This window comes from Streptomyces sp. NPDC008121 (assembly GCF_042957155.1).
Taxonomy (GTDB): domain Bacteria; phylum Actinomycetota; class Actinomycetes; order Streptomycetales; family Streptomycetaceae; genus Streptomyces.
In genome coordinates this window covers 215198-239345 of the sequence record NZ_JBIBHT010000001.1, presented here as the reverse complement: position 1 = coordinate 239345, position 24148 = coordinate 215198, and the positions used below count along the sequence as shown (strand labels likewise).

General features: G+C 74.2%; 21 protein-coding genes and 2 pseudogenes. 10 read left to right on the top strand and 13 right to left on the bottom strand.

The features are described from left to right. Window positions 1-103: 103 nt before the first annotated feature. The gene (locus tag ACFZBD_RS01040) at window positions 104-994 is read right to left on the bottom strand and encodes a UbiA family prenyltransferase (RefSeq protein WP_391133239.1); all 891 of its coding nucleotides are present in this window, start codon (window positions 992-994) and stop codon (window positions 104-106) included. A 139-nt stretch (window positions 995-1133) separates the two neighbouring features. On the opposite strand from ACFZBD_RS01040, the pseudogene ACFZBD_RS01035 reads away from it, so the two are divergent. The 5 genes and pseudogenes from ACFZBD_RS01035 to ACFZBD_RS01015 all read left to right on the top strand — a co-directional run bounded on the left by ACFZBD_RS01035 (window position 1134) and on the right by ACFZBD_RS01015 (window position 6178). Then, window positions 1134-2289 (top strand): annotated as a pseudogene (locus ACFZBD_RS01035) (type III polyketide synthase). 12 nt (window positions 2290-2301) lie between these two features. After that, on the top strand, window positions 2302-2856 hold the full coding sequence (locus tag ACFZBD_RS01030; RefSeq protein ID WP_391133236.1) for an isoprenylcysteine carboxylmethyltransferase family protein: 555 nt from the start codon (window positions 2302-2304) through the stop codon (window positions 2854-2856). Continuing rightward, complete coding sequence (locus tag ACFZBD_RS01025) at window positions 2853-3866, top strand: FAD-dependent monooxygenase (RefSeq protein ID WP_391133234.1); 1014 nt, start codon at window positions 2853-2855, stop codon at window positions 3864-3866. The genes ACFZBD_RS01030 and ACFZBD_RS01025 overlap by 4 nt, the downstream gene beginning before the upstream one ends. 194 nt (window positions 3867-4060) lie before the next feature. Next, window positions 4061-4279 (top strand): DUF6296 family protein, encoded by a 219-nt coding sequence (locus ACFZBD_RS01020; RefSeq protein WP_391133230.1) that lies wholly within the window; start codon window positions 4061-4063, stop codon window positions 4277-4279. 120 nt (window positions 4280-4399) lie between these two features. Then, window positions 4400-6178, top strand: coding sequence for an FG-GAP-like repeat-containing protein (locus ACFZBD_RS01015; RefSeq protein WP_391133227.1), 1779 nt, complete (start codon window positions 4400-4402; stop codon window positions 6176-6178). Window positions 6179-6254: 76 nt separating this feature from the next. On the opposite strand, the gene ACFZBD_RS01010 is transcribed toward ACFZBD_RS01015, so the two are convergent. Both ACFZBD_RS01010 and ACFZBD_RS01005 read right to left on the bottom strand, forming a co-directional pair. Continuing rightward, window positions 6255-6917, bottom strand: coding sequence for a 1-acyl-sn-glycerol-3-phosphate acyltransferase (locus ACFZBD_RS01010; RefSeq protein ID WP_391133223.1), 663 nt, complete (start codon window positions 6915-6917; stop codon window positions 6255-6257). 139 nt (window positions 6918-7056) lie between these two features. After that, window positions 7057-7677, bottom strand: a complete 621-nt coding sequence (locus tag ACFZBD_RS01005) for an L-threonylcarbamoyladenylate synthase (RefSeq protein ID WP_391133220.1) — start codon at window positions 7675-7677, stop codon at window positions 7057-7059. Between the two features lie 484 nt (window positions 7678-8161). On the opposite strand from ACFZBD_RS01005, the gene ACFZBD_RS01000 reads away from it, so the two are divergent. Together ACFZBD_RS01000 and ACFZBD_RS00995 are read left to right on the top strand one after the other, a co-directional pair. Continuing rightward, window positions 8162-9016, top strand: coding sequence for a helix-turn-helix domain-containing protein (locus ACFZBD_RS01000; protein WP_391133217.1), 855 nt, complete (start codon window positions 8162-8164; stop codon window positions 9014-9016). A gap of 82 nt (window positions 9017-9098) precedes the next feature. Then, the gene (locus tag ACFZBD_RS00995; protein ID WP_391133214.1) at window positions 9099-10169 is read left to right on the top strand and encodes a PhlD; all 1071 of its coding nucleotides are present in this window, start codon (window positions 9099-9101) and stop codon (window positions 10167-10169) included. On the opposite strand, the gene ACFZBD_RS00990 is transcribed toward ACFZBD_RS00995, so the two are convergent. The 8 genes and pseudogenes from ACFZBD_RS00990 to ACFZBD_RS00955 form a co-directional block, all read right to left on the bottom strand. Continuing rightward, window positions 10120-12366 (bottom strand): molybdopterin cofactor-binding domain-containing protein, encoded by a 2247-nt coding sequence (locus ACFZBD_RS00990; protein ID WP_391133211.1) that lies wholly within the window; start codon window positions 12364-12366, stop codon window positions 10120-10122. The two genes, ACFZBD_RS00995 and ACFZBD_RS00990, sit on opposite strands and share 50 nt — an antisense overlap. Further along, window positions 12363-13388, bottom strand: coding sequence for an FAD binding domain-containing protein (locus tag ACFZBD_RS00985; RefSeq protein ID WP_391133209.1), 1026 nt, complete (start codon window positions 13386-13388; stop codon window positions 12363-12365). Before ACFZBD_RS00985 ends, ACFZBD_RS00990 begins: the two co-directional genes overlap by 4 nt. After that, the gene (locus ACFZBD_RS00980) at window positions 13385-13930 is read right to left on the bottom strand and encodes a 2Fe-2S iron-sulfur cluster-binding protein (protein WP_391133206.1); all 546 of its coding nucleotides are present in this window, start codon (window positions 13928-13930) and stop codon (window positions 13385-13387) included. The genes ACFZBD_RS00985 and ACFZBD_RS00980 overlap by 4 nt, the downstream gene beginning before the upstream one ends. After that, window positions 13923-14399 (bottom strand): hemerythrin domain-containing protein, encoded by a 477-nt coding sequence (locus tag ACFZBD_RS00975; RefSeq protein WP_391133203.1) that lies wholly within the window; start codon window positions 14397-14399, stop codon window positions 13923-13925. The genes ACFZBD_RS00980 and ACFZBD_RS00975 overlap by 8 nt, the downstream gene beginning before the upstream one ends. Window positions 14400-14479: 80 nt before the next feature. After that, window positions 14480-16234, bottom strand: a complete 1755-nt coding sequence (locus ACFZBD_RS00970; RefSeq protein WP_391133200.1) for a SpoIIE family protein phosphatase — start codon at window positions 16232-16234, stop codon at window positions 14480-14482. Between the two features lie 341 nt (window positions 16235-16575). Then, window positions 16576-17043: pseudogene (locus tag ACFZBD_RS00965) on the bottom strand (SRPBCC family protein); the annotation flags it as partial. Window positions 17044-17205: 162 nt separating this feature from the next. Further along, a complete protein-coding gene (locus ACFZBD_RS00960; protein WP_391133197.1) occupies window positions 17206-18750 on the bottom strand; it encodes an FAD-dependent oxidoreductase in 1545 nt (514 codons plus the stop codon). A 73-nt stretch (window positions 18751-18823) separates the two neighbouring features. Beyond that, window positions 18824-19486: an HAD-IA family hydrolase gene (locus tag ACFZBD_RS00955; protein ID WP_391133194.1), complete on the bottom strand. Its 663-nt coding sequence runs from the start codon at window positions 19484-19486 to the stop codon at window positions 18824-18826. A gap of 122 nt (window positions 19487-19608) precedes the next feature. On the opposite strand from ACFZBD_RS00955, the gene ACFZBD_RS00950 reads away from it, so the two are divergent. The 3 genes from ACFZBD_RS00950 to ACFZBD_RS00940 all read left to right on the top strand — a co-directional run bounded on the left by ACFZBD_RS00950 (window position 19609) and on the right by ACFZBD_RS00940 (window position 23197). Beyond that, on the top strand, window positions 19609-20256 hold the full coding sequence (locus tag ACFZBD_RS00950) for a HemK2/MTQ2 family protein methyltransferase (RefSeq protein WP_391133191.1): 648 nt from the start codon (window positions 19609-19611) through the stop codon (window positions 20254-20256). Window positions 20257-20359: 103 nt separating this feature from the next. Further along, window positions 20360-21271 (top strand): non-homologous end-joining DNA ligase, encoded by a 912-nt coding sequence (ligD, locus tag ACFZBD_RS00945; RefSeq protein WP_391133188.1) that lies wholly within the window; start codon window positions 20360-20362, stop codon window positions 21269-21271. A gap of 123 nt (window positions 21272-21394) precedes the next feature. After that, window positions 21395-23197, top strand: a complete 1803-nt coding sequence (locus ACFZBD_RS00940; protein WP_391135846.1) for a thiamine pyrophosphate-requiring protein — start codon at window positions 21395-21397, stop codon at window positions 23195-23197. A gap of 107 nt (window positions 23198-23304) precedes the next feature. On the opposite strand, the gene ACFZBD_RS00935 is transcribed toward ACFZBD_RS00940, so the two are convergent. Together ACFZBD_RS00935 and ACFZBD_RS00930 are read right to left on the bottom strand one after the other, a co-directional pair. Next, on the bottom strand, window positions 23305-23826 hold the full coding sequence (locus tag ACFZBD_RS00935) for a DUF5709 domain-containing protein (protein ID WP_391133185.1): 522 nt from the start codon (window positions 23824-23826) through the stop codon (window positions 23305-23307). A 42-nt stretch (window positions 23827-23868) separates the two neighbouring features. After that, window positions 23869-24048 carry a hypothetical protein gene (locus ACFZBD_RS00930; protein ID WP_391133183.1) on the bottom strand — a complete coding sequence of 60 codons (180 nt, stop codon included), beginning with the start codon at window positions 24046-24048 and terminating at the stop codon, window positions 23869-23871. Between the last annotated feature and the right edge of the window lie 100 nt (window positions 24049-24148).

Here is a 24148-nt window from a genome sequence, read left to right as displayed (position 1 = left end):
CCACGGGCAGCGGCCGCGAGGCTCCGGGGGCGGCCCCGCCGATCCCCTTCCGGCGGGACCGCCCCCGGAGCCCGCGATCACCCCGCTCCGTACGGGCGGAACGTCACACGATCTGCGAGCCGCGCGCCAAGAGCAGTGCCACGTCCGCCGCAGCCACGGCCACCGCCCCCGCGAACGCCGCCTTGCGCCACCACCGTCCGAGCACCGGGCCCGCGCAGCCGACGGCCGCCGCCACCGCCCCGAGTGCGGCCGGGCACCCGCCGGGACCCCCGGCAGGCGGACCCAGCGCCAGGACGGCCGTCGCTGCCACGAGCGGGACCGGCAGCACGCGCCGGGTCCATGCGGACCCCAGCCGGTGCGGCAAGCCCCGCACACCGGCGGCCTCGTCGTCGGCGAGGTCCGGCAGCGCGTCCGCCAGATGGGCCGCGAGTCCGAGGAGGGCCCCGGCGGTCATCGCCCACCAGGCGGGCCAGGGGTGCCCCGGCAGGCTCAGCGTGACGACCGCCGGCAGACCGCCGAAACCGATGACGTACGGCAGCCAGGACAGCGCGGTCGCCTTCAGCCACACGTCGTACAGCCACGCCGCCGCGACCGCGGCGAGATGCACCGTACCCGCGAGGAGACCGCAGGCCAGGGAGAGCGGCACGCACAGCGCGAGGGCGGTGAACGCCGCTGCCCACACCGCGCGCCGGGACACCGTGCCGTCGGCCACCGGCTTGCCCCGCCGCCCGGCCCCGGCGTCGCGACGGGCGTCGAAGGCGTCGTTGCACCATCCGACCGAGAGCTGGCCGGCCAGGACGGCGCCGACGACCGCCAGGCCGTCGAAGACGCCCAGACCCGCCACGGCGCACAAGGCGGCCGTCAGGGTCACGACGGCGACCACCGGCCCCGGGTGGCAGGACAGCGCCAGACCCGCCACCCGCCCGCGCGGCCGCGCCGACGCGGCGCCCGCCCGCGGCTCCTTCACGGCCTGCGCCGCCTCCACGGTGTCCATCCGGCGATCGTAATGACGCCCACCCGCCGGAAACCGCGTGAAACGCGCACCAAAGCGGCGGACGCGCGGGAGCAATGTCACCTTCGCCCCGATTCCGCGTGCAGGATGACGCCATGACGCCTCCCCCTCAGGAGACCGGATGACCCGGATCGCGGCCGTGCACGGTGTCGTCCCTCCCCATCGCCACACCCAGCGCGACGTGACCGACATGGTGGCGCGCACCTGCCTCCCGCCGGGCGCCGACCGCCGGGTCCTCGACCGGATCCACCGCAACGCCCGGGTGGACACCCGGCACATGGTGCTGCCCCTGGAGCGGTACGGCGCCATCGAAGGCTTCGGGGCGGCCAACGACGTCTTCATCGACGCGGCCGTCGAGCTCGGCGGCCGGGCGGTCCGGGGCGCGCTGCGGACCGCGGGGCTGCGGCCCACCGACGTGGACCTGCTGATGTTCACCTCCGTCACCGGCGTCGCCGCCCCCTCCGTCGACGCCCGGCTCGTCGGACGCCTGGGGCTGCGAGCCGATGTGAAGCGCCTGCCCGTCTTCGGCCTGGGCTGTGTCGCCGGAGCCGCCGGAGTCGCCCGGCTCCACGACTATCTCGTCGGCCGGCCCGACCACGTGGCCGTCCTCCTCTCCGTCGAGCTCTGCACCCTCACCTTCCAGCGCCAGGACGCCGCTCCCGCCAACCTGGTGGCGACCGCGCTCTTCGGCGACGGCGCGGCGGCCGTGGTCGCCACCGGCGACCGTCACGAGTCCCGCGCCACCGCCGCCCCGCCCGGAACCGCGTCACCCGGGACCGGAACCCCGGACCCACGCGAGGCGGACATGCGCGAGCCGGGCGGGCGAGGGCCGGGAGGGCGGGGGCCCGAGGTCGTGGACACGCGGAGCCGGATGTACCCGGACAGCGAAGGCGTCATGGGCTGGGAGATCCGCGACTCCGGCTTCAAGGTCGTGCTCGACCCCGGGGTGCCCGACGTCGTACGCCGCTACCTCGCCGACGACGTCCGCGGCTTCCTGGAGGAACACGGCCTCAAGCCGAAGGACATCGCCCACTGGGTCTGCCATCCCGGCGGCCCCAAGGTCCTCGAAGCCGTCTCCGAGGTGCTCGAACTGCCCCGAGGGCGCCCTCGACATCACCTGGCGCTCCCTCGCCGAGGTGGGGAACCTCTCCTCCTCGTCGGTCCTGCACGTCCTCAGGGACACCCTGGAGCAGCGACGACCCGAGCCGGGAACGCCCGGCCTGCTCATGGCCATGGGACCGGGATTCTGCAGCGAACTGGTGCTCCTGCGCTGGTAGGACGGAGGACACGTGATCTGGTACACCGGCCTGGTGCTGGCCGTGGCGGTGGAACGCCTCGCCGAACTCGGCGTCGCCTTGCGCAACACCCGCTGGAGCAGGGCCAGGGGAGGCAGGGAGAGCGGCCGCGGCCACTATCCGGCGATGGTCGCCCTGCACACCGGCCTGCTGGCCGGCTGCCTCGCCGAAACCGCCCTGGCCGGGCGCCCCTTCGTACCGCGGCTCGGCTGGACCATGGCCGCCGGCGTCATCGCCGCGCAGGCGCTGCGCTGGTGGTGCGTCGCCACGCTCGGGCCACGATGGAACACCCGTGTCATCGTCGTACCGGGCCTCCCCCTCGTCACCGGGGGGCCGTACCGGTGGCTACGCCACCCCAACTACGTCGCCGTCGCCGTCGAAGGGCTCGCGCTGCCGCTCGTCCACGGCGCCTGGATCACGGCCCTCGTCTTCACCCTGCTCAACACCGTGCTCATGACCGTGCGCATCCGCTGCGAGGAGACGGCGCTCGGCGCCGCCGCCACCCCGAGCCCCGCGCGTACGGCGGGCGGAGCGGACGTCCGCGCGTGATCGACCTCCTGGTGGCCGGCGGGGGACCCGCAGGCCTGGCCGCCGCGATCCAGGCCGCGCGGGCGGGCCTGGAGACCGTCGTCGTCGAACCGCGCGCCCGGCCCGTCGACAAGGCCTGCGGCGAAGGAATCATGCCCAGCGGGGTGACGGCCCTGCGCCGGCTCGGCGTACAACCGGCCGGCCGGGACCTGCGCGGCATCCGCTACACCGACGGCGGCCGCGAGGTCGAAGCCGCCTTCCACGGCGGTACGGGCCTCGGCGTCCGGCGGACCACGCTGCACGAGGCCCTGCACCGACGGGCCGTGGAACTCGGCGTCCGGATCGTCCCCGGCAAGGTGGGGCACGTCCACCAGGACGACACCCGCGTCACGGCCGCCGGCACGACGGCCCGCTGGCTGATCGCCGCCGACGGCCTGCACTCCCCGCTCCGCCGCGAACTGGGCCTCGACCTGCCCGTCGGCGCCGTCCGGCGCTACGGCCTGCGCCGCCACTACCGGATCCCGCCCTGGACGGACCTGGTGGAGGTGCACTGGTCGTCCCGGGGCGAGGCGTACGTGACACCGGTCGGGGACCGTCTGGTGGGCGTGGCCCTCCTCGGCCACGACCGCCGCCCCTACGAGGAACGGCTGGCCGCCTTCCCCGGCCTCGCCGCCTCGCTCCGGGGCCTGGAGGCGGGTCCCGTGCGCGGCGCCGGACCGCTGCGCCGACGGGCACGGGACGTGCGGGCCGGGCGCGTGCTGCTCATCGGCGACGCCGCCGGCTACGTCGACGCCCTCACGGGGGAGGGCATCGCCCTCGCGGCGGCCACCGCCACGGCCGCCGTCGCCTGCCTCGCCGCCGGACGGCCCGAGGAGTACCCCGCGCGCTGGGCGCGGCTGACGCGGCGGCACCGCCTGCTGACCGAGGCCCTCCTGTGCGCCACCCGCCACCCCGCCGCCGCCCGCCTGGTCGTCCCCGCCGCGCGCCGCGCACCGGCGCTCTTCCGGGCGGCGGTGCGCGCCCTGCAGTGAGCCACGGCGCGCGGCCCTGCGGTGACCGGGGCCCGGGGGCGCAGCGCCCCGGAGCGTGACCCGTTCGGCGGCGACACCGGCCGCCGCCGACGCGCCGGGACACCCGCGCGGCTCCCCGACCGGGCCCCGAGGAGCCGGCCGCACGGTCTCCCGGCACATGCGCGGTTCCTGGCCCCGATCGGTATAAAGGGCGCATGGGAAGCGTCGAACGGTACGAGCTGACATTTCCGGTCTCGGGCGACTCCATCGTGGTCACCCGCACCGACCGCAAGGGCGCGGGCGGGCACCCCGTCTACGCCGACGACACGGGCATCGTCCAGGCCGAGATCAACGACGAGGGACAGGTGCGCATGGTGGCCAGCGGCGGACACCAGAGCCACGGCGGCCCGGTCCGCGCCGTCCCCCTGTCCTGATCCCGCCCCGGCGCCCTCCCCCGGCCTCCCCTGACCTGGCCTCTTCGCGCCTGAGATGATCTCCCGGCGTCCGGGCCCGCGTCGGGACCGGACCTCAGGGGAGGAACGACGTTGAAGAGAGTGACAACGGCAGCGCTGGGACTGGCCGTCGCCGGCGGCCTGCTGCTCGGCGCGCCGGTACAGGCGGCGCCCGCGGTCGAGACGGCGGCGGCAGCCCGGACGGCACAGGCGACCCCGCCGTACCCGGGGGAGACGCGGGTCGTCACCTGGAACATCTGCGGAGAGGCCGGCAGCCCCCGCGGCGTGGAGGGTTACTGCGCCTTCCGCAACGAGCCCGACCGCAAGGCGGAGCAGGTCGCCCAGCTGGTCACCGAGCACCAGGCGAACGTGGTGATGCTCCAGGAGGTCTGCGGCTACGACGAGGCCACGCCCGAGGCCGAGCGCCGTGCCAACTGGCGCAAGAGCCACATGGCGCTCCTGAAGGAACGTCTCGGCGACGGCTGGTCCTTCGCGCACGCGCCCGGCAACCGCGAGTCGGACCTGGACAGCCGCTGCCGCGGTGAGGCGCTCGGCGGCGACCTGGGCGTCCTGCTCGCCGTCAAGGGCACGTTCGACGGCCCCGTCGAGCGGGTCGAGACGGTGCCCGCCGACCTGTCCTCGCGCAAGCTGCCGATGCTGTGCGCCCGGGTCACCGGCCTGCCCGACACGTTCTGCAGCACGCACCTGATCCCCGGCGAGTCGGCCATCGCCAAGCGCCAGTCCGAGACCATCGCCGCCCACCTCGCGGACGACATCCCGGCCGGAGTGGTGATCGGCGGCGACTTCAACCGCAACGCCGCCTCCGCCGACCTGACCCCGATCACCTCGAAGCTGGACCGCTGCGTCGACGGCGACCACACCTACCAGTACTGGGCACCCACCGCGGCCGCGCCCAGCCGCCACTGGCTCGACCACCTGTTCACCACCCCGCGCGCCGCCGGCGCCCGCTTCGTGGCCTGCACCGTCGACCAGTCCCGCATGGACCGGACCCGGAACGCCGGCACCGAGGCGACCAACCCGCCCAACGGCTACTCCGACCACGCCCCCGTCATCGCCTACCTCCGCGACGCACCCGTCCCCGGCGACATGACCGGTGACGGCAAGCCGGACCTGCTGGCCGTCGACGACCTGGGCAAGCTGCGCCTCTACCACGGCAAGGGGACCGGCGGCGTGCCCGGCGCCCACGACATCGTCGGCACCGGCGGCTGGGGGAGCGCCTCCGTGACGCACCGCGGCGACTGGACCGGAGACGGCACGGAGGACGTCGTCGCCCGGGTGGGCGGCGACCTGCGCGTCTACGCCAACCGCGGCGACGGCTCACTGGCCGCCCCCGTCACGGTCGCCGGCGGTCTGCCCACGGACGCGAAGGTCGTCAGCCCCGGGGACGTCACCCGGGACGGCCACCCCGACGCGGTCCTCTCGTACGACGACAAGCTCTTCCTCTACGCGGGTGTGCGCGGCGCCGCCCCCGCCGTGGCCGCCCCCGTCCTCATCGGCAACGGCGGCTGGGACGCGATGACCCTCACCGCCCCCGGCGACGCCGACCGGGACGGCCGGCCCGACCTGCTGGCCCGCAACACCTCCACGGGCGACCTGTGGCTCTACCGGGGCCGCGACGGCGGAGGCTTCGACGACCGCACCCTCTACGGCCACGGCTACGGCCTCGTCAATCGCCCCCTCATCGCGGGTGCGGCCGACGCCGACGGCAACGGCGTCGCCGACCTGTGGACCACGACGAACGAGGGCACCGGCACCCTGATGTTCTACGCCGGCGAGACCGGTTCGGCCGGCCACCCGGTGGACGGCGAGCGCACGACGGTCGGTGCGAGCGGCTGGAACACCATCAGGTCCATCGGCTGACCCCGGCTCGGACCGCGCCGCGTCGGCGTGCGCGACCCGAAGGCCCGGGACCCGAACGGGTCCCGGGCCTTCGCGGTCAGGCGGCCAGGGCGACCGGCTCGCCGAGGTGGGCGGCCGCCGTGCGCCAGGCCGCCGTCACCGCCGCGCGGGCGTGCGCGGTCCGCTCCGGGCCCTCGCCCGTCAGTACCACGGGCGCACCGACGTGCACGTGCAGGCCCGGCCGGCGCAGCGGCGCCGTGACCAGCCCCGCGATCTGCTTCGTGAGGCTCCCCGAGGTGATGCGCCGGGCGCCCGCCTGACCGAGCGGCACGACGGGCGCTCCCGTGTGCGCGACGAGCCGGGACAGCCCGCTGCGGAACGCCTCCGGGGCCGCCTCGCCCGCGTCCGCGCGGCTCGGGATCCCGCCCTCGCCGTAGATCAGGACGATCCGGCCGTCCGCCAGGGCCCGCGCCGCGCCCGTCAGGGAGTCGGCGGCCCTGCGGTCGCCGCGGTGGACGGGAACGTACCCCTCACGGGCCAGCGCGCGCCCGAGCAGCGGGATCCGCCACAGGCCGGCGGTGGCCAGGACGACCGGCTCGACGCCCAGGCGCCGCAGCGCCGCCAGCACGACGGCGGGGTCGGCGAGCGAGGTGTGGTTGGCGGCGATGACGCTGCCGGGCGCGAACGCGGTGTCGGTGTCGGTGGTGACCGTCAGGCGGCCGACGGCGGGCACCAGGACGTCGGCGATGCGGCTGAGCATGGGCGGTTCTCCCGGACTCGGACTCGGCGGTGTCGTACCCCTCCATCGTCGGCGGCGGGCCGGCCGCCGACGTGAGTACCGGTACTCAACCGCCGCGTCCGCCCTACCCAGAGGGAGACGGGCACGTCCGGGCGCGGGACTACTCGAAGGGCGTGGTGTCTCCCGCTCCCCGGCGGACGATCTCCACGCCGTCGCCGGAGAAGTCGATCACGGTGGTCGGCTCGGTGCCGCAGTCGCCCGAGTCGAGGACGGCGTCCACCAGATGGTCCAGCCGTTCCTTGATCTCCCAGCCCTGCGTCAGCGGTTCGGCCTCGTCGGGCAGCAGCAGGGTGCTGGACAGCAGCGGTTCGCCCAGCTCGGCGAGGAGCGCCTGGACGACGGTGTGGTCGGGGATCCGGACGCCGACCGTCTTCTTCTTGGGGTGCAGCAGCTGGCGCGGCACCTCCTTCGTCGCGGGCAGGATGAAGGTGTAGCTGCCGGGCGTCGCCGCCTTGATCGCGCGGAAGACGTTGTTGTCGATGTGCACGTACTGCCCCAGCTGCGCGAAGCTCTCGCAGACGAGGGTGAAGTGGTGCCGGTCGTCGAGGTTCCGGATCGTCCGGATGCGGCTGATGCCGTCCCGGCTGCCCACCCGGCACCCCAGGGCGTAACAGGAGTCCGTCGGATAGGCGACGAGCGCGCCGGAACGGATGCTGTCGGCCACCGTGCCGATGGTGCGCGGCTGCGGGTTGTCGGGGTGGACGTCGAAGTACTTGGCCATCCGCCGAGTCTAGGGCCTCTCGTCCGGATCAGGCCGGGCTCGCGGCCCTGGTGACGCCGGCGCCGGGGCTCCGGCGAGGGCGTTCTGTGGCCGGCCCGGGGGCGGGGGTGCTGCCCGGGCCGGCCAGGTGGCCCGGGTGGCGAGGGTGCCGCCAGGGCCGGCGGACCGGCGGCGAGGGTGCCGTCGGGACGCCGCGGCCCACGGCGGCGAGGGTGCCGTCCTGGGCCGGTCGCGGGCCCAGGTGACAGGGGGATGTCGTACTGGTGTACCCGCTGCGGCCGGTACCGAGGACGCTACGCAATGGCGATTGTCGACACCGGCCGCGGTCTTACCCGTCCCGTCCGTGAAGAGGGGGGTGAGTTCCGTGGGTCAGAGTCTCGCGCCCCGGGGGCGGAGCTTTCCAGGGAGTACGGATGCAGATAATTGACGCGACAAGACCGACGCCGTCCCGTCGGCGAAGTCCGAGCGAGCGAAGGTGTGTCACGTGCGAGTCGCAAGTGTCCGCGGGCCGTTGAAGCAGCTCCTCCGGGAGCGCCGGGCCGCGATCGATCCCGTCTCGGCGGGATTCCCGCCCCGCATACCCGGGCCCGGCCGCCGGGCGGCCGGGCTGAGCCAGGAGCAGATGGACGAGCTGCTGAACCGCGCCCCCGGGACCTACAACCGGTTCGAGAACGGCCAGTTGGCCAACCCCGGCAACGAATTCCTCACCTCGGTGGCGAAGGTCCTCCGGCTGAACGAACAGGAGTGGACGTTCCTGTGGCGCCTGGCCCGCCGCGAGAACCCGCCGTTCACCCTGCACCGCGACTCGGGCATGTCCGTACCCGGCGTATGGCAGCGGGTCGTCGACCAGATCACCGGTGCCCTGGCCTACATCAACGACGCCGAGTGGAACGTCCTCGCCCACAACCTGGAGTACCGCCACCTCTTCCCCGGCGGCCGGCCGCCCGCCAACACCATGCGCTGGATGCTGCTCGACCCCGAGGCCCGCTCCGAGGTCCTCATCGACTGGGAGACCCGCTGGGCGCCCCTGGTCATGCCCCAGCTGCGCCACGCCGTGGAGATGCGGCCGCACAACCCGGCGCTCGCGCGGATGGAGGCCGAGGTGCTGAAGGACCCGGTCGCCGGCCCCCTCTACCGCGAGACCGCCACCTCCCCGGTCCCGTACCCCGACGGCTCCGAACGACCTGTCAACCACGCGGTCCACGGCCCCGGCTGGGTCACCACCTGCGTCGCCGAGCCCGTCACCTCGCCCGGCGCCCGCGTCATGCTCCTGCTCTACACCCCCGGGGCGTCGCTGACCGAACGCGACCCCGTCCTCACCGCCCCCCTGCGCTCCTGACGCCCGCCGTACGGGACATCGGGCGAGGCCTCCTCGCTTACCGTTCCCGTACGCCCGCCCGACCCACCCAGGGGAGTCAGCCTTGACGTATCTCGCCCGGCCCGCCATCGCCCTGCCCGAGCACGTCGTCACCACCGACGAGCTGTGCGAGGACATCCGGCGCGCCCATCCCGACCTGCCCCGGCTCGACGCGTTCCTGCGGATCGCCCGCGCGACGACGGTCGCGACCCGCCACTTCACCCGGCCCCTGTCCGCCCCCACCGTCTCCGGCGACGCCCCCGTCGAGGAACGCAACCGGGCCGCCTACGCGGACGCCCTGCGGCTGGCGGTCGAGGCCGGCCGGCAGGCCCTGACCCACGCCGGCCTGGAGCCCGAGGACGTCGACTGCGTCGTCACCAGCCACACCACCTCCTGGACCGTGCCGTCCCTCGACATCCACCTCGTCCACGAACTGGGCCTGAGACCCGACATACGCCGCATCCCCCTGGCCACCCTGGGCTGCGCGGGCGGCGCGCAGTCCCTGGTCTACGCCCACCGGGACATCGCCCTCCACCCCGGCGCCCACGTCCTCGTCGTGGTGGCCGAGTGCCTGTCCGCGGCCACGTACAACCACGCCGACACCAGCCGCGAATCGATGATCTACAAAGCGCTGTTCGGGGACGGGGCCGCCGCCGTCGTCGCCTCCGGCGCACCGGCACGGCCGGGCCCGCGCCTCCTGCTCGACGACACCTACGAGTACGTCCTGCCCGACAGCATCGAGCGCTATCGGGGCCGGCTGTCCGCGGCGGGCCTCGCCTTCGACTCCGCACCGACGGCCACCCGCGCCCTGAACGACTGCCTGCCCGCCCTCACGAAATGGCTCGGCGGACGCCCGCTCGACTTCGCGGTCGTCCACCCCGGCGGTCCCCGGATCCTCACCGACGCCGCCCACGGACTCGGCCTGGACCCCGACCCGGCCACCGGCGACCTGACACACTCGTGGGCCAGTCTCGCCGCCCGCGGCAACCTCGGCGGGGCGGCCGTCCTCGACGTCCTGGCCCGGACGTTCGACGCACCGCCCCCTCACGACGCCGAGGGCCTGCTCATCGGATTCGGCCCCGGTTTCACCCTCGCGGCCGCGCGGGGCCGTTTCCTGGATCCGGCCCGTCCGTGAGGTGGGGGAGGAGACGGTCCGGCGTCAGCGGCAGGTCCCGGAGCCGCACGCCCACCGCGTGGTGGACGGCGTTAGCGAGGGCGGCGGCGGTGCCGACGATGCCGATCTCGCCGATCCCCTTGCTCCCCATCGGGTTGAGGTGCGGATCGTCCTCCTCCAGCCAGTGCGCCTCGATCGCCGGCACGTCCGCGCAGGACGGGACGTGGTACGACGCCAGATCGCGCTCGGTGAAGCCGCCGAAGGCCGCGTCGAGGGAGCTGGTCTCCGTCAGGGCCATCCCGATGCCCATCGTCATCCCGCCGATGAACTGGGAGCGGGCGGTACGGGGATTGAGCACGCGGCCCGCGGCGTAGACCCCGAGGAGCCGGCGCACCCGGACCTCGCCGGTCACGGTGTCGACCTGGACCTCCGCGAAGTGTGCCCCGAACGCGTGCCGCGCGTAAGGGGTCTCGCGCCCGGCCTCCTCCGCGGTGTCGGCCGTCGCGGACAGACCGTCAGGCGGCAGCGCCCCGGAGTGTCCGCGCAGCTTCCCGGCGAGCTCGGCGCACGCCTTGTGCACCGACCAGCCCCAGGACGCGGTGCCCGAGGAACCGCCCGCGAGCGAGGCGTCGGGCAGCCCGCTGCTGCCGATCTCGACGCGCACCGACTCCACGGGCGCGCCCAGGGCGTCGGCGGCGATCTGCGCGAGCACGGTCCGCGCGCCCGTACCGATGTCGGTGGCGTTGACGCGGACGGTGTACGTGCCGTCCGGCGCGGCGTGCGCGGCGGCCGTGGAGGGGCTGACCAGCACGGGATAGGTGGCGGCGGCCACTCCGGTGCCGAGCAGCAGGTCCCCTTCACGACGCACGCCGGGCCGCGGGTCGCGGCGGTCCCAGCCGAAGCGCCGGGCCCCCTCGCGGAGGCACTCGACGAGGTGCCGGCTGCTGAACGGCCGCCCGCTGTCCGGCTCGGTGTCCGGTTCGTTGCGCACGCGCAGTTCCACCGGGTCGATACCGGTGGCGACGGCGAGTTCGTCCATCGCCGACTCCAGGGCGTACATTCCCGAGGCCTCGCCCGGAGCGCGCATCCAGGAGGGCGTCGGCACGTCGAGGGCGACCACCCGGTGGACGGTGCGGCCGGCCGGCGAGGTGTACATCGTCCGGGCCGGGACGGCGGCCTGCTCGACGAACTCCTTGACCGTGGACGTGTGGGTGACGATCTCGTGAGCGAGCGCCGTGATGACGCCGTCGCCGCCCGCGCCGATCCGGACGCGCTGCACGGTCGGCGCCCGGTGGCCCACGACGGCGGCGAGGTGCGGGCGGGGGAGGGCCAGCTTCACCGGCAGACCCGTGTGCCGGGCGGCCATCGCCGCGAGCACCACATGGGGGCGGGGCGTGCCCTTGCTGCCGAAGCCGCCGCCGACGTGCTCGGACACGACGGTGATCGCCTCGGAGGGCAGGCCGAACAGGCCCGCCAGGGTGTCGCGTACCGTCGTCGACCCCTGACTCGAGTCGTGCACGGTCAGCCGGCCCTCGTCGTCCCACCAGGCGGTGGCGGCGTGCGGTTCCATCGGGTGGTTGTGCTGCGCCGTCATGGTGTACGTCGCGTCGACCCGGACGTCGGCGGCGTCGAAGGCCGCGTCGAAGTCGCCCCGTTCCCGCACGGCCGGGTGGCCGCCGTTGGCCTCCTCCGGGGTGTAGAGCCCCGGGTGGTCGGCCCGGAGCCGTACGTCGTGCTCCTCGGTCGCGTACTCCACGCCCAGCGCCTCGGCGGCGGCGCGGGCGTTCTCCGGGGTGTCGGCCACCACGACGGCGACGTACCACCCCCGGTGGGGGACCCGGTCGTCCTGCAGCACGGCGAGCGTCGGGTCGTCCGGGGTGCCCAGACGGGGCGCGTTCGTATGGCTGAGGACGGCCTGGACACCGGGGAGCGCCAGAGCGGCGTCGCTGTGGACGGCGGTGACCCGGCCGCGGGCGACGGTCGCCGGCACGGGCCAGGCGTACGCGCAGCCGGGGGGCGTGTGTTCGGCCGCGTACCGGGCCGCGCCCGTCACCTTCAGCCGGGCCTCGCGGCGCGGCACGTCGCTGCCGAGGGCGTCGGCGGGCTTCCGGCCGGCCGAGGTCCTCGGCTCCGCGGCGGATGCCGTGGCCCGCGGGGAGGCGGCGTCCTGCCGGTCGTCGTCGGCGAGGCGATCGGTGGGGGAGAGTCGGTCGTTCATGACGGGGTCCGGTCTCCTTCGGCGCCGCCCGCTCCGTCGGAGGAGGCGGCGAGGTGGCTGAGGACGTCGACGGCGAGGTTCCGCGCCAGCGTCACCTTGAAGCCGTTGTCGCGCAGCGGCTCGGCCGCGGCGAGTTCCGCGTCGGCCGCCCGGGCGAAGGTCTCGGGGGTGGCGGGAGCCCCGCGCAGCACGTCCTCGGCGGCCCGGGCGCGCCACGGCCGGTGCGCGAGCCCGCCGAAGGCGAGCGCCGCGTCCGCGACGACCCCGTCCTCCACGCGCACGACGGCGGCGACGGAGGCGAGGGCGAACGCGTACGAGGCGCGGTCCCGGGCCTTGCGGTAGGCGCTGCGCGTTCCCGCCGGGCGGGGCGGCAGGGTGATGCCCGTGACGAGTTCACCCGGGCGGATGACGGTGTCCCGCTCGGGGGAGTCGCCGGGCAGCCGGTGGAAGTCCGTCACGGGGACCGAGCGCGTCCCGTCCGCGCCGCGCAGCCGCACCACGGCGTCGAGGGCGGCCAGCGCGACGGCCATGTCCGAGGGATGGGTCGCCACGCAGTGGGCCGAGTGGCCGAGGACCGCGAGATCGCGGTGGGCCCCCTCCCGGGCGGGACAGCCCGTGCCCGGCTCCCGCTTGTTGCAGGGCTTCGACGGGTCCTGGAAGTACGGGCAACGGGTGCGCTGGAGCAGGTTCCCGCCGGTGGTGGCGGTGTTGCGCAACTGCCCGGAGGCACCGGACAGCAAGGCCTGCGAGAGAGCGGGGTACCGCCCCCGGACCGCCGGATGGGCGGCCAGGTCGCTGTTGCGGACGGTCGCCCCGATGTCGAGGCCCCCTTCGGGCGTCTCCTCGACCGTGTCCAGCGGCAGCCGGCTCACGTCGATGAGGAGTTCCGGGGCGGCGACCCCCAGCTTCATCAGGTCCACCAGATTGGTCCCGCCGCCGAGGAACTGGGCCTCGGGGTGGGAGCCGAACGCTTCGATGGCCTCGTCGGCCGTACCGGCGCGGAGATAGGCGAACGGCTTCATGGCGTCGCCACCTCCTCGATCGCGTCGACGATGTTCGGATAGGCGCCGCAGCGGCAGAGGTTGCCGCTCATGCGCTCCCGGATCTCCTCGGCGTCGAGCGCGGCTGGGCCGCCCTCGGACGGCCGGTCCGGGGGCGTCACCAGGGAGGGGTGCCCCTCGGCGGCCTCGCCGAGCATGCCGACGGCGGAACAGATCTGTCCGGGGGTGCAGTAGCCGCACTGCAGGGCGTCCCGGGCGACGAACGACTCCTGCACCGGGTGGAGCAGGCCGTCCGCGCCGAGGCCCTCCACCGTGGTGACCTCCGAGCCGTCGCACGCCACGGCGAGCAGCAGGCAGCTGTTGGCCCGCCGCCCGTCGACGAGGACCGTGCACGCCCCGCACTGCCCGTGGTCGCAGCCCTTCTTGGCGCCGACGAGGTCCAGGTGCTCCCGCAGCGCGTCCAGCAGGGTGGTGCGGTTGTCCAGACGCATCGTCCGCGGCGAGCCGTTCACGGTCAGCGAGACGTCACCGGTCCCGTCCGGTGCCGGGGCGGGGCTAGGCATCGGTGGCGCTGGGGACGGCGAGCGGGTCGCGCGGAGCCGACTCCTTGGCCTTCCGCATCTCGTCGCCGAGTTCGACCAGGCGGTTGCGCCCCAGGGCCTTGCGGACCTCGGGGAACCACTCCTGCTCCTCCTCCTCGACGTGGTGGCGGACGTTCTCCATCAGGACCGACATCTTCGCCTTGAAACGCTCGTCGGCGGGCTCCATGTCCTTGAGCTCGGAGAGCATCCACACCACCGCGTGGTGCTCCTCGACGCTCTCCAGGATGTGATCGGTCGTGTCGGGGGCGCCTTCGCGGGCCGCCGGATAGAAGATTTGCTCCTCGATCCAGGCGTGCACCGTCAGCTCCTCGATCACCTGGTCGACGATGCTCCGCCGCTCGGCGTGCGCGTCGTCGTCGGTCTTCTCGAACTGCTTGAACAGCTTCTCGACCGTCTTGTGGTCCTCGCGCAACAGCACGATCCCGTCCATGGAGGACTCGCCTTTCTGTCATGGTTTGTGGTGGTGAATACCCTGGGGGGCTTCCCTTCCCCCGATCCGTCGGTCGTATGTCAGTCGACCCGGATCGCCAGCAGGCACGCGTCGTCGTCGTGCCCCGAGCGGGCGTGGTCCTCGACCAGCCGGTCGATGGTCTGTTGCGGGGTGAGCCCCGCCGCGTCCCCCACCGTCCGCACGAGCCGGTCGATGCCCTCCGTGATGTCCTCGCCGCGCCGCTCCACCATGCCGTCCGTGTACATCAGCAGCAGGTCACCGCGTTGCAGCGGGTACGCCGACGTCTCGTACGCGTACCCCGGCAACGCCCCGAGCAGCGGCCCCCGCTGCTCGGTGGCGAGCGGGAAGGCGCGGCCCTCGCGGCGCACCACCGGCGCCGGGTGCCCCGCGTCGGCCCAGTGCAGGACCCGGTCGGCGTCGAGGTGGCCGGCGATCGCCGTGGCCGTCTGGCCCGACGGATCGCTGCACACCAGCTCGTTCAGCCAGGTCATGATCTCCCCGGCCGGGGCGCCGGTCTGCGCCAGACCCGCCAGCGCGTGACGCTGCTGCGCCATCCGGGCCACGGCCTCCAGCCCGTGTCCGCAGGCGTCGCCCATCGCGACCAGCACCCGCCCGTCGGGAAGGAGACGGCACTTGTACCAGTCGCCCCCGACGGCCGAGTCGACCTCGGAGGGCTGGTACGCCGCCGCCACCGTCAGACCGACGGCGGCCAGCTGCTCCGAGTGGGTGGGCAGCAGCGCCTCCCGGAGCATCCCGGCGACCTCGCGCTCCGCCTCCGCCTGCTGCCGCAGGCGTTCCGTCTCCCGCTCCGTCTCCACCAGCCGACGGCGGCTGCGCATCTGCGGCGTGAGGTCGCGGGCGACGAGGTGCACGGCCCACGGCCGCCCGTCCGTCCCGGCGACCGGCCGGCCCAGCAGGTCGAGGGTCCGCACCTCTCCGAGGACCAGGAAGCGGATCCGGGTCCACGCGGGCTCCTCCCCGGCGAGGACGGCCGTGATGAACTCGGCGAAGGCCGTGGTGTCCGCGGGGAGCAGCGCGTCGCAGAGCTCCTCCAGCGACCACGGCATGTTCAGGTCCGTACGGAAGATCCGGCTCAGCCCCTCGGACCACGTCACCTTGCCCGACAGCAGGTCCCAGTGGCCCCAGCCCATCGACGCGAGGTGCTGGGCGTCCACGGTCAGCAGCTCCGCCTGGCTGCGGACCGGGCGCCAGGTGGCGACCAGCTGGCCGCCGCAGGAGGCGGCGCAGTAGAGCAGCTGGGCGCGGTGGAGGCGGCCGAGCCGTTCCTCGGTGTAGTCCACGACCACGCTCTCCATGGGGAGCCCGGTGGTGAGGGTCTCGCTGAGCGCCGCGAGCAGACCGCTCGCGGCGGCGCCGGGCCGTGCCTCCATGAACCGCTGGCCCACCTGATGGGCCGGCGCCTCCAGCCACTCCGCCGACCGGATGTGGTTCCCGGCCCGGATGACGAAGTCCACGACGCCGCCGTCGTCGTCGCGCACCGGGGCGAGGAGCGCCGCCGACACGGGGATCGCGGGCAGGGTGGCGCAGATGCACGACCAGGGATCGTGCTCCTCGTCGTCCACGCCGACGGGCCTGCCGTCCTCCTGCTTGCCGCACACGCAGGACGGGGAGAGCGAGGCGTCGGCCCTCCGGGGAAGGACGGCCGTGCTCTGCAGCGGGGAGGCGCGGTCCTGGGCCAGCGGCGGAGGCTGGCGCGCCCCCGTCTTGCGCCGTACGTCGGCGCGCAGGGCGGCGATCTCGCGCCCGATGACCGCCTTGAGCTCGGTCACGTCGTCGGGCAGAGGAAAGTTCATGACTACCTCGGGGGTAGTGGGGGTGGGGGTGACGCCCGTCGGCCGGACGACCCCCAGAATCCCGTGCCGGACCGGTCCCGCCGTGGTGCCGCGCCGGGCGGGTGGGACGCGGGGGAGCGGGATCCCGCCCGGCCCTGCGGCCGGCGGCGGATCCCGCCCGCGGTGCCCCGTCAGCCGTGCCGCATGTCGTCCGGGTCGACCGGCAGGTCCGAGCCGGGCCCCGGCATAGGACGGCCGGGCCCGGGGTTCCCGGCGGCGGGCACGCCCATCGTCCCGGTCCCGCTGCTCGTACCGGTGGCGGGAACTCCGGTGCCCGTGGCGGCGTCTGCGGTGCCCGTGCCGGTGGCGGTCTGGCCGGGGGCGATGCGCCCACGCCAGCCACCGGTCTCCCGGCCCCGCTCCTCGATGAAGCCCTTGAACCGCTTCAGATCGCCCTTGACCCGCCGGTCGAGGACGCCCATGGCGTCACCGGCCTTCTCCGCCACGCCTTCCGGCTCGAAGTCCATGGCCAGACTCACCCGGGTGTGCGCATCGTCCAGCCGCTGGAAGGTCACCACACCCTTCTGCCGGCTGTCACCGCCCACCGTCCGCCACGAGATCCGCTCGTCCGGCAACTGGTCCACGATCTCCGTGTCGAACTCCCGCCGCACCCCCGCCACCTTCGTCTTCCAGTGACACAGCCGGTCGTCCACCTGCCGGACGTCCTCGACCCCCTCCATGAAGCTCGGGAACTCCTCGAACTGGGCCCACTGGTTGTACACGTGCCGTACCGGCACATCCACCTCGATGGACTCCTTCACCATGCTCACGGAAACTCCTCCTCGACTCACACGGAAAACGGCGGTGCGCCGGGCGCCAGGACCGCACTCACAGCCTGGCAAACCCGGGCAAAATGCGCCTTCCCGTGGATGAGGGGTTCAACCCCGCGGGGCCGTACGCCGTCCCGCCGTGCGGGTCTCCCGGCCGCCCGGTCACTCCTCCGGATCCCGCCGTTCCAGGGGCTTCAGGGCCGGTCCTTGCAGGACCTCTCCGTCGACGTCGAAACGGGAGCCGTGGCACGGGCACTCCCAGGTCCGTTCGGCGTCGTTGAAGGCCACCAGGCACCCCAGGTGCGTACAGACCGCCGACACGGCGTGCACGGTCCCGCCGTCCTCCCGGAACACCGCGCACGGGTGGCCTCCGAGCCGCAGCACCTCGCCCGAGCCGGGAGCCACGTCGGCCACCGTGCGCCCCGCACCGGAGCCGAGCGTGTCCAGCCGGTCCTTGACGAAGTGCTTGCCCGCGTCCCACTGGGCCTTGAGCACGGATGGCGCCGAGCGCGCCACGGTGGCGGGCCGGCGCGGGTCGTACAGCTCGACCCACTCCGGCTCCGCCGGGGCGTCCCCCAACAGAGAGCCGAGCAGCAGGCCGGCGAGCACGCCGCCGGCCATGCCCCAGCCGCCGAAGCCCGTCACCACGTACACATGGCCGTCGCCGTGGTGCAGCGGGCCGATGAGCGGCACGGTGTCGGTCGCGGCGTTGTCCTGGGCCGCCCAGCGGTGACTGATCTCCACGCCGGGGAACCGCTCGCGCGTCCACCCCTCCAGCCGGCGGTAGCGCTCCTCGGTGTCCGGTTCCGTGCCCGGCGTGAAGGCCTCACCGGTCACGATCAGGAGCCTGCCGTCGCCGTACGGGGCCGTGCGGACGGAACGTTTCCCCTGTTCGCGGGTGATGTACATGCCGGCGGGATCCTGGCCCGCGGGAAGCGGCCCCGCCACCACCAGATCCCGGTGCTGGGTGAGACGGGTGGTGAGCATCCCCCGGTCGAAAACCGGGTGGTGGGTGGCGACGACCACGTCCCGCGCGGTGACCGTGGCACCGGACTCCGTCGTCAGCCGGCAGGGCTCGCCCCGGTGCAGGCCCACGACGCGGGTCTCCTCGTGGATCCGCCCGCCACGCGCCGTCAGGTCGTCGGCCAGCCCCCGGAGGTACTTCCGTACGTGGAACTGGGCCTGACCCTCGACGCGCACCGCCCCCGCGACGGGGTACGGCAGACCCGTCTCGGTCGTGAAGGAGGCGTCGAGGCCCGCCTCCCGGGCGGCCTCGGCCTCGGCGCGCAGCTCCTCGACGCCGTCCGGGTCCTCGCAGTAGGTCAGGGCTGGCCGCTCCTCCAGCTCGCAGTCGATCCCCAGCTCGGCGGCCACGTCGCCCACGTGGCGCAGGGCGGCCATCTGGGAGCCGGCGTACGCGCGGGCCGCCTCCGCGCCTCGCGACGCGCGCAGCTCGGCATAGACGAGGGTGTGCAGGGCGGACAGCTTGCCGGTGGTGTGACCGGTGACGCCGGCCGCGATCCGGTGCGCCTCCAGGACGACCACGGACAGGCCCGCGCGGCTGAGCTCCCAGGCCACGCTGAGCCCGGCGACGCCCGCCCCGATCACCGCCACATCGGCCTCGGTGTCGGCGGTCAGCGGCGGATACGCGGGGATCGCCGCCGTCCGCATCCAGTGGGAGCCATGGGGAGCGGAGAGTTCGTTCATGCGGCGCGCTTGCCCGGAAACGCCCGGAGAATGCGTGCCGGGCGGGCCGGGGCGCGGGCGCCCGGGGCGGGGTTCACTCCGGTGCCAGCGGGCTCTCCGCCAGCCGGGCGAGCAGCTCCGCGGGGTCCGCGTACACGGCGCCGGCCCCGGCGGCCCGCAGATCGTCGGCCGGGATGCCGCCGCACAGCAGCCCGACGCAGGAGACCCCCGCGCGGGTCCCCGCCTTCATGTCCCACACGGTGTCCCCGACCAGGACGGCCCGCTCCGGCTCTCCGCCGACCAGGTCCAGGGCGTGGCGTACGGGCTCGGGCGCCGGCTTGCCGTCCTCGACGTCGTCGGAGCTCGCCGTCCGCGCGATCACGTCGTCCGCGTCGACGGCCCGGCGCAGCGCCTCCAGCTCGCGTCCGCTCGCCGAGGTGACCAGGACGACCGTCCAGCCCTGCGCGGCCACCGTCCGCAGCAGCGTCCCCGCGGAGTCCATGGCCGGCAGCCGGTCGAAGTAGGTGGCGTACAGCGTCTTGTGCGCGGCGCTGATGGCGGAATCCTCCGCCGTGTCGCGGTCGTCGCCCAGCAGCCGGGCGATGAGGTCCTCGCCGCCGAGCCCGATGGACCGGTGGATGGCGTGCATGGGGACGTCGTGGCCCGCCTGGCGGAACGCCTCCCACCATGCCGTGACGTGCAGATGGTTGGTGTCGGTCAGGGTGCCGTCGACGTCGAACAGGGCTGCACGGGTCATCCTCGGTCGCCTCCTCCGCGTGGTGTCGCCTTCCGGCGCGGCTACCCCTTCACCAGGGGAGAAATCGTCGCCGATCCGTCAGGAGTGGAAACCCGCCGTGCGGGCACCTGCGGTTCATGCGCATGATCAAGCCTCCGGGCGTGTACGCCCCCCAGGGAGACACGGAACTGCTGCTGGAGGGCCTGGCCGGCGAGGAGGTGCCGTCGGGCACCCGTTCGCTGGACCTGTGCACCGGCACCGGCGTCCTCGCCATCGCCGCCGCCCGCCGCGGTACCGCCGCCACCGCCGTCGACGTCTCGCACAAGGCCGTCGCGACGGCCTGGGTCAACGCACGACTGCACGGCTGCCGGATCCGGCTGCGCCGGGGGGACCTGGGCGAGCCGGTGGCGGGGGAGCGGTTCGACCTGATCACCGCCAACCCGCCGTACGTACCGGCCGAGAACCCCGAGGTGCCCACGCGCGGCCTGGACCGCGCCTGGGACGCGGGCCACGACGGGCGCCTGCTCCTCGACCGCATCTGCCGGCAGGCACCCGTCCTCCTGTCCCCGACCGGGGTCCTGCTGCTCGTCCAGTCCTCGCTCTCGGGCGTCACGGCGACGCTGGACGCGCTGCGCCGCGCCGGCCTGGGCGCCGACGTCGTCCGCAGCCGCGCGCAGCCCTTCGGTCCGGTGATGTCGGCGCGGGCCCGGTGGTTCGAGGACCGGGGCCTGGTCGCCACCGGTCTGCGCACCGAGGAACTGGTCGTCATCCGGGCGACCCCGGCGCGCTGACGGCGGGCGGACCGGGCGGACCGGGCGGGACGACGACCTGGCACCGCACCGACGGCGGACCGGGCGGGACGACCACCTTGCACCGCACCGACGGAGGAGGGCGATGACCGGCGCGAAGAAGAGCATCCGGATCGGCGGGCACGCCGTCGAGTACAGCCGTCCCGAGAAGCCGCTGTTCCCCGACGACGGCCTCACCAAGGCCGACCTCGTCGCCTACTACCGCCGGATCGCCCCGCGGATGCTGCCGCATCTGCGCGGGCGGCCGCTGATGCTGGAGCGTCACCCCGACGGGATCGACGGCGGGGCGTTCATGCAGAAGGACCTGCCCGACCACTTCCCCGACTGGGTGCACCACGCCGAACTGCCCAAGTCCGACGGCTCGGTCACCTATGTGCTCTGCGACGACACCGCCACCCTGGTCTATCTCGCCGGGCAGGCGTGCATCACCCCGCACCGCTTCCTGTCCAAGGCCGACCGGCCGGACCACCCCGACCGGCTGGTCTTCGACCTCGACCCCTCCGGCGACGACTTCGCCCTCGTGCGGGAAGCGGCCCGGCAGCTGCACACCCTCCTGGAGGAGGTCGACCTGCCGTCCTCCGTCATGACGACGGGCTCGCGGGGCCTGCACGTCATCGTGCCGCTGGACCGCCGCGCCCCCTTCGACGACGTCCGCGCGTTCGCCCGCGACCTCACCGGACTCCTCGCGGCCCGACACCCCGACACCCTCACCACGGAGGCCCGGAAGAAGGCACGCGGGGACCGGTTGTACCTCGACATCCAGCGCAACGCGTACGCCCAGACCGCCGTGGCGCCCTATGCCGTACGCGCCCGCCCCGGCGCTCCCGTCGCCGCCCCCGTCACCTGGGACGACGTCGAATCCGCGGAACTCACCGCGGACCACCGCCGGCTGGCCGACATCGAGGAGCTGCTCGCGGAGGACCCCTGGCGGGACGCCCCGCGCCGCGGCCGCTCCCTCGCTCCGGCCCGCCGACGCCTCGCGGCCCTCCGCCGCTGAGGGCACACCGGAACCCGGGAGCGGGGCGAGCGGCCCGGGCCGTGGGGGAGTCCGAAGCGGAACTGGGAGCAGGAGACGAGGGGGAGGGGGATCCACCGAGTGAGGGAGAGGATTTCCGTGTCGATGAAGGTGTCCGACTACGTGCTGCGACGGCTGCGCGCCTGGGACGTGGAACAGGTCTTCGGCTACGCGGGCGACGGCATCAACGGCCTGCTCGCCGCCTGGGGCCGAGCCGACGACCGCCCCAGGTTCGTCCAGGCCCGGCACGAGGAGACGGCCGCGCTCCAGGCGGTGGGCTACGCCAAGTTCTCCGGCCGCACCGGCGTCTGCGTGGCGACCTCGGGCCCCGGCGCCATCCATCTGCTCAACGGCCTCTACGACGCCAAGCTCGACCACGTCCCGGTGGTGGCGATCGTGGGGCAGACCAACCGCAGCGCCATGGGCGGCTCCTACATGCAGGAGGTCGACCTCCACAGCCTCTTCAAGGACGTCGCCGCGGACTACTGCGAGACGGTCACCGTGCCGGAGCAGCTGCCGAACGTCATCGACCGCGCGATGCGGACGGCCACCGCCAAGCGGACCGTCACCGCCGTCATCATCCCCGCCGACGTGCAGGAACTCGACTACTCCCCGCCCGAGCACGCCTTCAAGATGGTGCCCTCCAGCCTCGGGGGCGCCTCCTACGCCCCGCTGCCCGGCGACGAGGACCTGGCCCGCGCGGCCGAGATCCTGAACGCGGGGGAACGGGTCGCCGTGCTCATCGGCCAGGGAGCGCGCGGGGCGCGGCCGGAGGTCGAGATGGTGGCCGAGACGCTCGGCGCCGGAGTGGCCAAGGCCCTGCTCGGCAAAGACGCGCTGCCCGACGACCTCCCGTACGTCACCGGGGCGATCGGCCTCCTCGGGACCAGGCCCAGCTATGAACTGATGCGGGACTGCGACACCCTCCTGGTGATCGGCTCCAGCTTCCCGTACACCCAGTTCCTGCCGGAGTTCGATCAGGCGCGGTCGGTACAGATCGACATCGATCCGTTCATGATCGGACTGCGCTATCCGTTCGAGGTCAATCTGGTGGGCGACGCCAAGGCGACCCTGACCCGGCTCCTGCCGCTGCTCCACCGCAAGAAGAGCCGGAAGTGGCGCGAGAAGACCGAGAAGAACATCGCCCACTGGGCGGAGGTCATGGAGCGCCGGGCAGCCGTGGAGGCCGACCCCGTCAACCCGGAGTACGTCGTCCACGCCCTCGACCCGCTGCTCCCCGACGACGCCATCGTGACCGCCGACTCCGGCTCCTCGGCCAACTGGTACGCCCGCCACCTGACGTTCCGCGGCACGATGCGGGGCTCGCTGTCGGGCACGCTCGCCACCATGGGGTGCGCCGTGCCGTACGCGCTCGGTGCCAAGTTCGCCCACCCCGGCCGGCCCGTCGTGGCGCTCGTCGGAGACGGCGCCATGCAGATGAACGGCATGGCCGAACTCGTCAGCGCCGCCAAATACTGGCAGGAGTGGGACGATCCGCGACTGGTCGTCGCCGTCCTCAACAACCGCGACCTCAACCAGGTCACCTGGGAGATGCGGGCGATGAGCGGCGCACCGCAGTTCCTGCCCTCCCAGGCGCTGCCCGACGTGCCGTACGCCGACTTCGCCCGGTCCATCGGGCTGGGCGGCCGGCGCGTGGAGAAGCCCGACGACGTGCGGGGCGCGTGGGAGTGGGCGCTGGCCCAGGACCGGCCCTGCGTCCTCGACTTCCTCACCGACCCCGCCGTACCGCCCATCCCGCCCCACGCCTCGCCCGACCAGATCGAGGCGGCCACCCAGGCCGTTCTCCAGGGGGACAGCGACCGGGCCGCGGTCGTCAAGCAGGGAGTGAAGGCGAAGGTCCAGGAGCTGCTGGCCTTCCGCAAGTCGCCGTCCGGAAAGAAGCGTTGACGACGGACGGCCCGAGCCCGGTCGCGGAGCCGGCGGAGCCGTCGCCGGACCCGCACGGCGATACGGCGGGAAGGGCCCACCCGGCGCTTCCCGCCGTATCGCCGGGGCTACGCTTCGCCGTCCTCGGCCTCGATACCGGTGTCCACGTGCATCGCGGCCTCCTCGGCCGCGGCGGCTCCGCCGTCGATGCCGACATCCCGGGCCAGTACGCCGACGCTCCGGCCGGGTGCCGGCTCGACCACCGGCACCAGGCGACCCGCGCGCGTGGCGCCGGACTCCCGGTCCACGGGCTCGCCCTCGCCGCCCGGGAGATCGCCGATCCCGTCACCCGCTGGGGGCTGGGTGTCGGGCAGTTCCTGGGCCAGACGCGCGTCCAGCGACTCGCCCTCGCTCTGCTCGCGGCCGGTCGTGCCGTGACGGGTGACGGCGTGCGGCCGGTCGGGCGGGGCGTAGCCCTGGTCGAGGGTGACGTCGAGTTCCTCGGCTCCGATGGCGTTCTGCAGATCGAGGTCGTCGGTGGGACGGTTGCCGACGTCGGAGTGGGTCGGCTGGTACACGTCGTCGCCGCGCCCCTCGATGTCAGGCGACGCCGGGTCGCCGTCGGTCCGGTCGGCTTCGTCGTGGGGCATCATCCGCTCCTTCCCGCGTGGCGCCGCCCCCGCGGGGCGGAGCTACCGTGCGCGGTTGTCGTCGTGGTCGTCCGGCGGCGGCTCCTGCCCGAACCGGGCGGCTCCACGGCGCAGGCGTACCGCGGCCTCTCCCATCTCCCGGAGCAGGCGGCTCGCCACCTCGTCCATGGAGTCTCCGGAGGGGTCGCTCTGTTTGCGCTCTTCCTCGTGATCCGGTGTCACGGGGCGCGGGTACCCGGAATCCATCCCTCCAGTCCCGTGCCCCCGTCTTCCCTCCCCGGCGCCGCCGCATCCCCGCGCCGAATCAAGATCGTCCCGGAGT

Excerpts from the sequence above, each read along its gene's own strand:
- ACFZBD_RS01040 (WP_391133239.1), bottom strand. The coding sequence starts at position 994 with ATGGACACCGTGGAGGCGGCGCAGGCCGTGAAGGAGCCGCGGGCGGGC.
- ACFZBD_RS01020 (WP_391133230.1), top strand. The coding sequence starts at position 4,061 with ATGGGAAGCGTCGAACGGTACGAGCTGACATTTCCGGTCTCGGGCGAC.
- ACFZBD_RS01010 (WP_391133223.1), bottom strand. The coding sequence starts at position 6,917 with ATGCTCAGCCGCATCGCCGACGTCCTGGTGCCCGCCGTCGGCCGCCTG.
- ACFZBD_RS01005 (WP_391133220.1), bottom strand. The coding sequence starts at position 7,677 with ATGGCCAAGTACTTCGACGTCCACCCCGACAACCCGCAGCCGCGCACC.
- ACFZBD_RS00990 (WP_391133211.1), bottom strand. The coding sequence starts at position 12,366 with ATGAACGACCGACTCTCCCCCACCGATCGCCTCGCCGACGACGACCGG.
- ACFZBD_RS00985 (WP_391133209.1), bottom strand. The coding sequence starts at position 13,388 with ATGAAGCCGTTCGCCTATCTCCGCGCCGGTACGGCCGACGAGGCCATC.
- ACFZBD_RS00980 (WP_391133206.1), bottom strand. The coding sequence starts at position 13,930 with ATGCCTAGCCCCGCCCCGGCACCGGACGGGACCGGTGACGTCTCGCTG.
- ACFZBD_RS00975 (WP_391133203.1), bottom strand. The coding sequence starts at position 14,399 with ATGGACGGGATCGTGCTGTTGCGCGAGGACCACAAGACGGTCGAGAAG.
- ACFZBD_RS00970 (WP_391133200.1), bottom strand. The coding sequence starts at position 16,234 with ATGAACTTTCCTCTGCCCGACGACGTGACCGAGCTCAAGGCGGTCATC.
- ACFZBD_RS00960 (WP_391133197.1), bottom strand. The coding sequence starts at position 18,750 with ATGAACGAACTCTCCGCTCCCCATGGCTCCCACTGGATGCGGACGGCG.
- ACFZBD_RS00955 (WP_391133194.1), bottom strand. The coding sequence starts at position 19,486 with ATGACCCGTGCAGCCCTGTTCGACGTCGACGGCACCCTGACCGACACC.
- ACFZBD_RS00950 (WP_391133191.1), top strand. The coding sequence starts at position 19,609 with ATGATCAAGCCTCCGGGCGTGTACGCCCCCCAGGGAGACACGGAACTG.
- ligD (WP_391133188.1), top strand. The coding sequence starts at position 20,360 with ATGACCGGCGCGAAGAAGAGCATCCGGATCGGCGGGCACGCCGTCGAG.
- ACFZBD_RS00940 (WP_391135846.1), top strand. The coding sequence starts at position 21,395 with ATGAAGGTGTCCGACTACGTGCTGCGACGGCTGCGCGCCTGGGACGTG.
- ACFZBD_RS00935 (WP_391133185.1), bottom strand. The coding sequence starts at position 23,826 with ATGCCCCACGACGAAGCCGACCGGACCGACGGCGACCCGGCGTCGCCT.